We start from the raw sequence: 11,520 nt of genomic DNA on the forward strand, positions 1-11,520 counted from the left end.
GTGGACAGCCACCCCGCGGCAGCCGCGGGGTGGCTGTCCACCGCCTTCATGCTGACCATGGCCGTCGTCATCCCGGTGACGGGGTGGTTCCTCCAGCGCGTGACGACCCGGACCGCCTTCGGCCTGGCCATGGCGCTGTTCCTCGCCGGCACGGCCCTGGCCGCCGCCGCGCCCGCCTTCCCCGTGCTGCTGGCCGCCCGCGTCATCCAGGCCAGCGGCACCGCCGTCATGATGCCGCTGCTCATGACGACGCTGATGACCCTCGTGCCCCCGAACGACCGCGGCCGTGTCATGGGCAACATCACCCTCGTCATCTCCGTCGCACCCGCCCTCGGGCCTGCGGCCTCCGGTGTGCTGCTGCAGCTGGGCACATGGCGCCTGCTGTTCCTGGCCGTGCTGCCCATCGCCGGAGCCATGGCCGTGTTCGGCCGGCGCAAACTGGTCAACATCGGCGAGCCGCAGGCCGGCCCGATCGACTGGTTGTCCGTCCCCCTGGCGGCAGCGGGTTTCGGCGCCCTCGTCTACGGCCTGAGCGGGCTCGGTGCCGAGAACTCGGCCCAGGCCCCCGTACCCCCGGCGGCCACGACCCTGGCCGGCGCCGTGCTGGTGGGCCTGTTCGTATGGCGGCAGCTGGCACTGCAGCGCAGCTCCACACCGCTCCTCGACCTGCGCGCCCTGACGTTTCGTCACTTCTACGTGGCGCTCGGCCTGATGTGCCTCTCCTTCATGGCCCTCATGGGTGCCTTCATCCTGCTGCCGATCTATCTGCAGGAGGTGTGCGGCCTGACCTCACTGCAGACCGGGCTGCTGCTCATCCCCGGCGGTCTGACCATGGGCCTGCTCGGACCACAGGTCGGCAAGCTCTACGACCGACTCGGTGCACCACGCCTCGTCGTGCCCGGAGCCGTGCTCACGGCGCTCTGCCTCGCGCTGTTCGCCTTCACGGGCGAACAGACCTCGCCGTGGCTCGTACTCGCACTTCACGTGGCCCTGAGCGCGGGCATGGCGTTCGTCTTCACCCCCGTCTTCACCTCCGGCCTGTCCGTACTGCCGCCGCACCTCTACCCCCACGGCTCCGCCATCCTGGGCTCGCTCCAGCAGGTCGCGGCAGCCGCGGGCACCGCCCTGGTCATCAGCGTCATGTCGGGACACGCCGCCACGGCGGCAGCCGACGGCGCCGACACCACCGGCGCCCTGGCCACGGGCATCCGGTGGGGATTCGGCACCGGCGCCGTGCTCGGCGCCCTGGCGGTGCTGGTCGCGCTGCTGGTGCGCACCCCGCCCACTCCGCAACAGCCTGCTGCGCCGGAGACCCAGGACGAAGGCGGCACCGCGACGAACAACACCGCCCACACGCCCACCTGACGCCCTGGACGACCGTCCCGACCATCTGACGTCAGCGACCGGCCGGGGGCCGCCCACTCGGTGGGCGGCCCCCGCCGCACCGCCCCTCACGCCGGGCGGTGGCACCGAGCAGACAGATGACGCGCCGGGCTCGCGGCAATCCGCTCGCGCGTCGTTTCCTCGGCTGCGTACGGTCTGCGCATGACGAGGACCACGCCGGCCAGACCGGTGCCCCTGGAGGACCGTGACCCGACCCTGAGGGGGAAGGCGTCGATCCGGGGTGGCCGGTCCGTTGCCCGACCCACCCGGCTCCGCTTCGGCCGGGACCGGGACCTGCACGTCTTCACCTGCCCGGCCGACCCCGGACATCCGCCCCGATGGGTGCTCGCCTGACGAGCTCGTGCACGGCGGGCGGTGGGACCCCGGCAGCCGACGCTCACCCCTGTTCGGCCGCCACCGCCACCGCCTCCGCCTCCCGCAGCAGCGCCGCCCCGTACCGCGCGCCCTCGGCCGACAACGGGACGTACGCCGGCATCAGCGTCAGCGGCAGCCGCAGCACCCGCGGGAACAGGTTGTCCAGCGCCTGGAACTGCCCGACCAGCGGCCGCCACTCCGGGACCGCCCGGCCGTGCGGAGGCGTCAGACTCTGGCCGAGCCGCGCGAGCCCCGTCATCACCGGCGCGTCCTTGTCGAGGTACTGCGCCGAGGGCAGCCGTCCGATCGACGCCAGCAGCCCCCGCGCCACCTTGGCCGACTCGCCGTGCCGCACCAGCGTCGGCCGCCCCGTCACGGCGCGCGCGAAGTCCTCGACCGCCGCCACCTGGCCGAAGGTCAGAGTCCGCGCGATCGGCACCGACCTGAGCCGGCGCCAGTCGCCCAGGAGCACATGCCGCTCCGGGCGGATCAGCCACTCGGTCACCAGCGCCTCCGTGTGCAGCGAGCTCACCGCCCGCTCGCCGACCCGGCTCAGCAGGAAGGCCACCCAGCCGCGCGGCAGCCCCGAGTCCTGCTGAAGGAGCCGAGCACCGATCCGGCACACCGCGACCACCGGCGCCAGGTCGACCGACTCCTCCTCCTGGAGCACCACCGGACGGCCGAGCGGCGAGCGGAGCCAGTCGGCGACCGCGGCCGCCGCGGCCTGGCGCGTCTCCACCGGGGCCGGCTTGTCCCGGAACCGGTCGAGCACCCCGAGCGCCCACAGCACCTTCTGCTTCGCGGAGCCCCCGACCGGCGCGCCCGCCTCCTGCAGACCGGCCTCGTAGGCGGCGCGGTACGTGGCGAAATCCGGGGGAACCAGGTCGGCCACGGGCCCCGCGGGCGAGGCGAACGTGGGCAGCGACAGCCGGCCCAGGCTCCTGCACAACCAGTCCGGCAGGTCCACGACCGTGCGCCGCGTGCCCGGCTCCACGAACTGGACGGTCCCCCGCCCCGCCACCTCCTCGAGGCGTGCGACCTCCGCCATGACCTGATCACCCGGCGCGGGCGCGCCCCGGCCGGGCGTGTAGAGCGCCAGGACGCCCAGGGGGCCGACGGACACATGGAGCGCCCTGCGGCCCGGGGCCGCCGCCGCGCCCACGACGGTCACGCGCGCCAGCTGACCCGCCGTCATGTTCTCGTACTCGCGGGCGATCAGCGGGTGGTGGACGAGGCTGACCGCGCAGCGGCCGCGACGCAGGACGGTGAGCCGGCGCGAGGCCCGCAGGTGCGCCACGAGCAGCTCGCCGGGCACCCCGGCGGCCCAGGTCGCGTCCCGGGCGGGCAGCCAGCACAGGGCCTGACTGCGCTCGTCCCGGCACAGCACGCCGAGACACGAACCGTCCGGCGCGTCCACGGCGAGCAGCGCGCGGACGACGGTCTCGCCCTGCTCGCTCCGGTCCGCAGGCAGACCGCTGGTGAGCGTCTTCGTGTCCTTGTCCCAGTGCAGCCGGAGCAGGTTCCGGTCGCCGACCAGAGCCGTCGCCGTCGCCGCCACGGCCTCCGACGGCAGGCCGGGCAGCAGCTCGTGCACATGCGTGCGGACGAGTGCCGCCCCGGCCCGCATCACCAGGTGGCCGCCGCCCAGTTCGGCGATCGGCCGGGCCAGGACCGTGCCGTCGGGCCAGATTCCGCCCCGCTGCCGGCGCCGGGACACGGTGACCACCGGAGCGGAGCCGTCCGCCGCCTCCGTCACCGTCTCCACGGTCACGGGCAGCGAGCCCAGGGCGCCGAGCACCGCGCTGCCGGCTCCGCCGCTCGCCGCGAGGTCCTGGCGCAGCCACTCCGAGCGCAGCCAGCGCTCAATGGAGAGCGGGGCGAGTTCGACCCGGGCTCCGGGCAGTCCGGCGATCCGCAGTCCGCCGCCCGCCGGGTCCGGGACGAGGAGCACCACGTCCCCCGCGGCCACGGGACTGCCGGCGGCCGGCGACAGCTCGTTGCCGTCGCTCAACCAGACGGCGCCGCCCACGGGGTGACGGGCGATCAGCTCGTGCTCCGCCGGGTACGGCAGGGTGTCCCCGCCCTCGCCCAGGTAGAGCGCGCCGCCCTCCTCGTCGGCGTGGGCCACCGGCAGCAGCACCCGGGCGGAGGGCGCCACCTCGGGCCGCTGGTCCCGGAACGCCAGGGAGCCGCGCACGCCGGGACGCCAGTCCTCCAGGACGAGGTGCCCGCACTCGTTCACACCGCCCTCGACGTGCCCGTACAGCAGATCGCCCGGTGCGAACCGGGACCAGTCGAGCCCCGCGAGTGAGTGGCCGTCGGTGAACCGGACCAGTTCGCCCCGGACCTCGGCGACCCGGCCCGGCGTGAGCTCCAGCCACACGCTGTCCTCCTGGGCCCGCGCCACCGCCCAGTGGGTGCGCCGCCCGCCGGGCAGGTCCTGGAAGGTCTCCTCCAGGAGCTCGGTGGCGGGGAACCCGAACTGCCGCAGGGCGGACGGCCCGTGGCGCAGCGTCCACCGGCCGCGGCGCGCCGAGAAGAACACCGGCTCGTCGACGGAGCGGGCGACCGGAGCCAGGGCGACCTGCTCCGGCGCGCCGTCGTCCGCGGGCCAGGTCCGCGTGCGGGAGTCGTGGTAGCGCCAGCCCCAGGTCTCGCACGCCGCCGCGAGCTGCCGCGCGGGTGCGTCCAGGAAGGAGAGCTGCGCCCACGGCACGACCCGCCCGACACCCGCTTCTTCGTCGGCCCCCGTGTCCACGGGCACCGCACGCCCGGCGTCCACGGGCACCGCACGCCCGGTATCCACGGGCACCGTACGCCCGGCACCCGCTCCTCCGTTCGTCCGCGTGCCGACGGGCAGCACCCGTACCCCGGCCGCCGCGTCCGCGGGGTCGAACGCGAGGGTGCCGGCGCGCAGGTCCTTCGCCGCGACGAGCAGGGGCCGCACGTGGCCGTTCGACAGGACCTCGCGGACCACGCCCGCGATCTTGGGGTGCGGGGTGCGGAGCAGCCCCGCACCGGAGTTCCGTTCCGCCGTCGCGTTGAGCCCCGGCAGGCCCGCCACGGTGAAACGGCCCGGCAGCTCGGCCTTCCTGATGTCCTCGGCGTGCTTGAGGCCGTCCTTGGGGAAGACGACCACGGGCCGGGGCCGCTTGTCGAGGTACGTGATGTCGGCCGGGATCGCCTGGTGGACCCGCACCTCGTCCCTGCCGCCGGACCGGTCCAGGGCCAGCCGCACCACCGAGCCCGGGGCGATCCCGTCCACCCCCGTCATCCCGGCGATGCCGAAGACGACGCCGGGGCGGAGCTCGATGTGGTCCGCGTCCTCGTCGACGACGCCGAACGCGCCCTCCGGCCGCAGCCGGAGATAGCTCCGCAGGGTCTCGATGCCGCGCGCGGGCGGCGACTTCGTCGTGCCGTGCCACTGGTTGGCGTGACCGCCGCCGTGATGGTTGCCCAGCTGGACGAGCATCCGCGCCCGCCCCCGGTAGGCCCCGAGGCCCTCCGTCTTGGCCGCGCGCCGCAGACAGCTCTCCCGATGCGAGAACTCCCGACGGGGCACCACCACGGCCAGCGGATCCCCGTCCTGGCGCAGCTCGGGCGGCAGGGCGAACCGCAGCAGATGGTCGTTGACGGTCTCCAGAATGGTGCCCGCCTCCAGATAGAGCCGGTCGTCCCGGCGCAGCCCGCCCTCCCCGCCGCGCATCGACGCGGACGGAGTGACCGTCGCGAAGCGCAGCGCCCGGCGCTGCCGCACCACCGTCTCGGGCACGAGCCGGCCGAGCAGCAGCCGCCGTTCGACGCCCGCGTCGAGGGCGGCGAGGAGCGTCTCGACATCCCGTTCCTCGATCACGGCGCTCACCGATCGCGCCTCGGCGTGGTCGTCCTCCCGGGTCCGGCCGAGATCCCGGCTGCGGGTGACGGCGCGGTGCACGGTCACCCGCCGGCGGTCGCGGTCGACGGTGACGTCGAGCAGGTGTACGACGTTCGCCCGGGTCGCCTCCCAGTGGATCTGCCGCTCGACGCCCTTGGCGATGTCCGCCAGGTCGACCGCGACCGTGATCCCGCCCGGCACGTTCCCGTCCTCGGCGAACGCCATGGCGTCGATCTGGTCGCCGTGGAACAGCGCCAGGCCGTCCGGGTCCAGCGGCTCGCCGCCGACGAGCAGCGCCTCCACGGGGATGTCGACGAACCAGCCGTACCCGAACTCGAAGCGGGCGGCGGTCCCGGAGCCGGTCTCCTCGACGCCGACGTACTGGGGCCGCCCCTTGGTGTGCCGCCGGTCGCGGAAGTCGCAGAGCCGCCCGTCCGCCGTCGCGTACGGCGCGATCTCCGCCATGAAGTCGACGACGGACAGCGGCGGGGCGCTCAGGAACGACGCCCGGTAGCCGGACCCGTGCTCGACGGGGACCGCGCGGACCCGGTCGGGCGAGTAGTTCCGGCCGGCGACCCAGGCGCGGGGCTCGTCGACGAGTGCCAGCCAGGGCCGGTGGACGCCCTCGTCGTCCGGTGCCGAACAGCCGGGCAGCAGCATCCGCTCCTCACCGGTGAGCTGCCCGGTCAGCGTGAGCCCGGGCTCCTGGAGGAGCCGCAGCCACTCGGCCACCGGGTCGTGGACCGTCCGGACCGGGACGGCGGGGGCGCGGCGCGCCGAGCCGACGGGCGACAGCTCGAACTCCCGGTGGGCCCGGACGAGCCGGGTGCCCTCCGGCCGCCCGAGCGCGCGCACCTGCTCCTCGGCCACGTCCGACACGTCCACCAGGGTCTGTTCGAGGTGGACGGGCCGGTACTCGTTCCCGAGCTCGATCCCCGCCGCGTACCCCACCAGATGGCCGCTCTCCCGCTGCACCACGACCAGGACCGAGTCGCCCGTCCGCTTGGCGCCGCCGCGCCGCGCGTTGACCCGGCCGCCCGCCTCGGGCTCTCCGGACGCGGGCTCGACCGCGAGCCGGGGGCCGCGCGGATCCTGGAACACGTCGAGCGGGGCACCGTCCTCGCCGCGCGCCTGCCCGATCCGCTTCCAGCCGCTCCCGGCCCGTGGCATGTGCTCCCAGAGGGCCTCCAGGTGCAGCATCCGGCGCTGCACCGTGAACACCCAGCCCTCGGGGCCGCGGACGCCGGTGATGTGGTCACCGGTCTGCGGGGCCTCGACGTTCAGGCAGTCCACCGGCAGCACGGACACCGCCACGTACGTCACGAGGTCGAACCAGACGCGGACCAGGCCGACCTGGCCCGCCTCCTTGATCTGCGCCACGACGATGCCGCTCAGCCCGTCGCGGTCGAGGAGCACCGGATCGCACGCCGGGACGCGGTGGTCGACGAGCCGCTCGGCGGGCAGCGGCACCGGCGCCGGCCGCACCTGCGCCGTCTTCGGCCCCACCACGTAGTCGTTGAGGACGACGGCCGGACGCGGCGCGGCCGGGTTCAGCCTGAAGAACTCACCGGTGAGGGTGATCGACTCCGTGGAGACCAGGCCCCTCAGGCCGTCGAGGGTGAAGGCGGTGTTGAAGGCGTTGGAGGCGTTGCGCGTGGTGTTCACCAGCTCCACCGTCGTCCGGGCGGGCAGCCGGGCGTACCGGGCGTACTGCTCGGGGCTCGGCTTCTCCTCCTGGATGCCGTGCTCCTGGAACGCCTGGACCGTCACCTCGGCCTGCCGGGCCCCCTTGTCGCCCCAGGACTCGACGCCGCAGAGGACGGAACGCGCGTGCGGGGCGGGTCCGGCGAACACGACCTTGACCGTACGGGGGAAACCCTCGATCGCCGGGACGTCGATCTGCCACTCGGGACGCCCGGCGGAGTCGGTCCTGAGGAAGGCCTCCTCGTGCGTCCGGTCCCGGACGCGCCCCTCGTCCCCGCCGTGCTCCTCGTCCTCGCCGTGCTCCCGGGCTCCGCCCGCGTGGTCGAAGACGCCCAGCCAGCGGACGTTGCTCCGGTCGAACGGATCCTTCGGCGCGAGGGCGAGCCGGCTCTCGCCGGGCCGGAACTCGGCGTGCACGACGAGCCCGGCCGGGGCCGCGAGGCACGTCTCGTCGAGCAGCTGCCAGTCCTCGGGGTGCCAGGCGGCGGGCCCGAGCACATAACAGTTCCCGGGCGTGGTGACGAACCGCCAGGCCGCCCCGAACCCGGCCCGCTCGGTCGCGGGACCGGACAGCACCAGGCGTACGGGGGTGGGGCCGGGATCACCGGGCCCGGCGGCCGGCGCCGTGGCAGCGCCGGGCGTCCCTCCCGTCCCGGCGGCGACGGCCAGTTCCGGCAGGCCCGCGTCGAGCGGCACCCACTGTCCGAGCTGCTCGTGCCAGCGCGCCAGGGTGTTCACGGGCGCGGCGGACGCCTTGTCCCGGAATGCGCGAGCGAGGTCGGGATCCCAGCGGTTCCGGGCCTTGACGCCCTGCTCGGTGACGCCCCGGGGGTACGCGTCGGTGGCGACGCCGGGCACCTTGAGCCGCAGCCACGGGAAGCGGTCCGAGCGACGGAGCTCCGCCTCGCGCACCTCGCCGTCCTTCGGCGGCAGCGGTGCGAGCGCGACGACGCTCGGACGCCGCGTCTCGTCGTCGGGCGCGGTGAACAGGACGGCCACCGTCTCCCCGAGGTGCCGATGACGCAGCTCGTGCGGCTCGATGCCGCATGCCACGGGGCGGTCGAGCCCGCAGTTGACCCAGAGGTACGGCCGCTCGCCGGCGCGGGGCACGGAGCAGACGATCCCGAGCGCGTACGAGCCGGGCTCGGGGTACGGCACGGGGAGCTCCGCCTCGGGGGCCGGGCGGAACAGGTCGTCCACGGAGTGGCGGGCGGAGTGGAACTCGGCGACGCCGCTGTTCTCGTTCCGCGCGTACACGACGGCTTCCCCGGAGCGCCGGTCCTGCGTGACGGCCACCACGAGCCGGGGGTCGACGCCCACCCGGCCCGCCGGTTCGCGTACCGCGGGCCGGTCGAGGGGGCGCTGGGTCTGCAGCCACAGGCCGTCCATGACCCGGGCCAGCGGCAGGCCCTGTCCCTGGAGCTGTTCGGCGGCCGTCGCCCGCAGGAACCGGACGAGTGCCGCCTCGGTGCCGCGCCCGGAGACCCGGCCGAGATAGGTGCCCCAGGGGCTCTCGTGCGGCACCACGGGAGGCTTGCCGCCCCAGCGGTGGTACAGCGCCTGCAGGAGCCGGACCCGCAGCCGGTTCGCCATCTCCGGCGGCAGGGCGCGGGCCGTGAGCTCCTCGAAGAGGCGCTCGTAGAAGAACTGCGCGCCGCCGCTCAGGTCGACGATGACGTCCACGACGTCGTCCAGGACGGTGCGCAGCCGCTCCTGGGAACCCGCGCCCTCGACCTGCGCGCGGAACATGTCGAACATCCGGGCGCGCACGTAACGCGGCAGGTGGGTGGGCAGGTTGAGGGAGGTGACCTGTCCGCTCCAGTCCTTCACCCACTCCTCGTACGCCCCCTGGTCGCCGAGCTCGGGCCGACCGAGGAGCGCCGCGAGCCGCAGGGTGCTCACCGTCACCGGGGCGATGGCGTACGTGTCGCCCTCCTTGAGGAGCTTGGAGAGGCCGTCGGCCATCTCGTGCCACTCCTCGACGGAGAAGGAGTCCCGGCCGGGGTCGCCGGGGCCGCTCAGCGTGAGGATGCCCGGGGTGACCTTCGGGCCGGTCGTGAGGCCGGGGGAGCGGGGGCCGTCCGGGGTCCAGTCCCAGCGCAGGACCTCGTGCCGGGAGTGCGCGTGCAGGTCCCGGTGCAGCTGCGCCGCCCGCACCGACAGGTAGGAGTACGGGTTGGACTCCCGGGCGCGGACGAGCTCGATCAGCGCGTCGGCCGGCGAGGTGTCACCGGAGAACCAGCGGCCGCCCGCCTCGGTCCTGTGCGGACCCGCACCGCCCGACACGGACTCCTGCACCCAGTGCAGGGCGACGGAACGGGCGCCCCTCGCGGAGAGCGGGGAGTGCGTCGAGCCGGACGGCAGCGCGGACACCACCCGGACGATCTCGGCCGGATCGACGGCGGCGCGCGCCCCCTTGCCGATCCAGTCGGCGGTGCCGCCGGCGTGCAGCAGGAGGGCGGTCAGCGGCCCGGCGTACGCGACGGCCTTGCGCGGTTCGCCGTGCACGGCCTCCATGAGCGTGGTGAAGGAGCGGTACAGGGTGTCCCGTACGTGGACGATCAGCAGAAGCAGATGGTCCCGCTCCTCGACGGGCTGCTCCCCGGGGCCGGTCCGGGTCAGCAGGTGCGCGGCGAGGAGCGCGGCCCCGAGGAGCCGGACCAGCTGCTCGGGCTGGTCGCCCCGCAGGTGCGGGGAGGGCGCCGGCGCGGCACCGGCCGCCGGCTTCCCGGTCTTGGTCTGGTGCGGTGTCGTGTGGTGGTGGAGCCAGGGCGACCACAGCCACGCCGCCACGCGGGGATCGGTGTCGCTCACGGGACCGTCCGTGAGGTTCGGCAGGGGGTAGTGGCCCGCCGGGTGCCGCAGCGTCAGGAGCCGGTGGGTGTGTATGACGACGTGGCCGTACGTCGTGTGCGGCAGCGTGACGGGGACGCGGCCCGGGGTGCCGGGACGCCACTGCGGGTCGGCGGCGCGCCACCGCGGATCGGGGCCGCGCCAGTAGCGCGCGAGCCGCCGGGTGGTCTCCCGGGGGTCGTACGAGGCGGCGAGGGACCACAGGGCCGACTCCCAGAGCACCGACGGCATGGCCGAAACGGCGATGTCGCCCGCACCTCCCAGATGCGCGTACGCCGCCCGCCGCGCGTCGCTGTCCGCCCCGGCCGGCAGGACGCCCGAGCGCCGCCACTCCTCCAGCAGACCGAGCAGCGTCTCGCCCGAGAGGGCCTCCCGTTCCAGGGCGTCCAGGGTGTCGACCACGGACCCGGCACGTCCGCTCTCGGCCGGTGCGCCCTCGCGGGGGAGCGGGAAGGTGACCCGGGCGGCCGTGGCGAGCAGATCGGGTTCCAGGTCGAAGGCGCCCCGCGAGGCCACCGCGAGAGCTGTCCGGATCTTTTCGGTCGAGTCCAGGCTCAGTGCGGCACTCGTCTCGGCCGCCTGCAACAGCGCGAGTCGCCCGTACCGGCCGTGCAAAGCGTCCTCGACCAGCCCCGGATGATCCCCCATCAGCTCCCCGGCGCCCCGGGGGTCCCGGGCTGCGAGGAACCGTGCGACGACCAGGGTCGCGGTCGGAGCCAGCTGTTCCACCAGGTCGTGGTACGGCGGGATCGAGACGTCCGCCGCGTCCCCGGCCACACCGACGTCCCGCAGCAGCTCCTCCAGGGCCGCGAGCGCCTTCGCGGTGTCCGGACCGCCGGCCGCCCGCAGCGCCGCGGCGAGCCGGGTCCGTACCTCCTCGGGTGCGACGGACGCGACGTCCCGGTGGAAGGCCGCCGCCCGCGCGTGCACCTCGGTCGCCCCGGCGAACCGGCGCTGCGCCGCGAGGACGTGCGGCAGCGCGTACAGCATGGTCGCCGTTCCCGCCCGCGCGAGGGACTCGATCGACGAGGAGACGACCTCCTCCGACCGGTCGCCGCCGGGCACCTCGGCGAGCGCCGTGAGGTGATCCAGCTGGATCGCGGCGGTCTGCGGCGGCAGGCCCAACGAGGCGAAGAAGTACCAGTGTTCGAGCATGGACGTCCCTTTGCCAGCGTGCCGGGCTCGGTGTGCCCGGGGTCCGACGTCGACCGACGAGAGCGAGAGCGAGTTGTCCAGCATACGAACGCGGGACGGCGAAACGACAGATTCCTGCCAACGGCAACTACGGTCAACGGCAACGACGGCCAACGGCAACGACGGCGGAAGAATCT

General features: G+C 74.8%; 3 protein-coding genes. 2 read left to right on the top strand and 1 reads right to left on the bottom strand.

Going from position 1 to position 11,520, the window contains the following annotated elements; translation table 11 throughout:
- The coding region (locus tag CCN56_RS08695) for an MFS transporter (protein ID WP_107484116.1) at positions 1-1,365 on the top strand (1,365 nt) is incomplete at its 5' end.
- A gap of 180 nt (positions 1,366-1,545) precedes the next feature.
- The gene (locus tag CCN56_RS42530) at positions 1,546-1,737 is read left to right on the top strand and encodes a hypothetical protein (RefSeq protein ID WP_143664467.1); all 192 of its coding nucleotides are present in this window, start codon (positions 1,546-1,548) and stop codon (positions 1,735-1,737) included.
- A 43-nt stretch (positions 1,738-1,780) separates the two neighbouring features.
- On the opposite strand, the gene CCN56_RS08700 is transcribed toward CCN56_RS42530, so the two are convergent.
- Entirely contained in the window at positions 1,781-11,344 is a 9,564-nt protein-coding gene (locus CCN56_RS08700) for a hypothetical protein (protein ID WP_143664468.1), read from the bottom strand.
- Between the last annotated feature and the right edge of the window lie 176 nt (positions 11,345-11,520).

The organism is Streptomyces sp. NRRL B-24572 (assembly GCF_002156145.1).
GTDB lineage: Bacteria > Actinomycetota > Actinomycetes > Streptomycetales > Streptomycetaceae > Streptomyces > Streptomyces vietnamensis.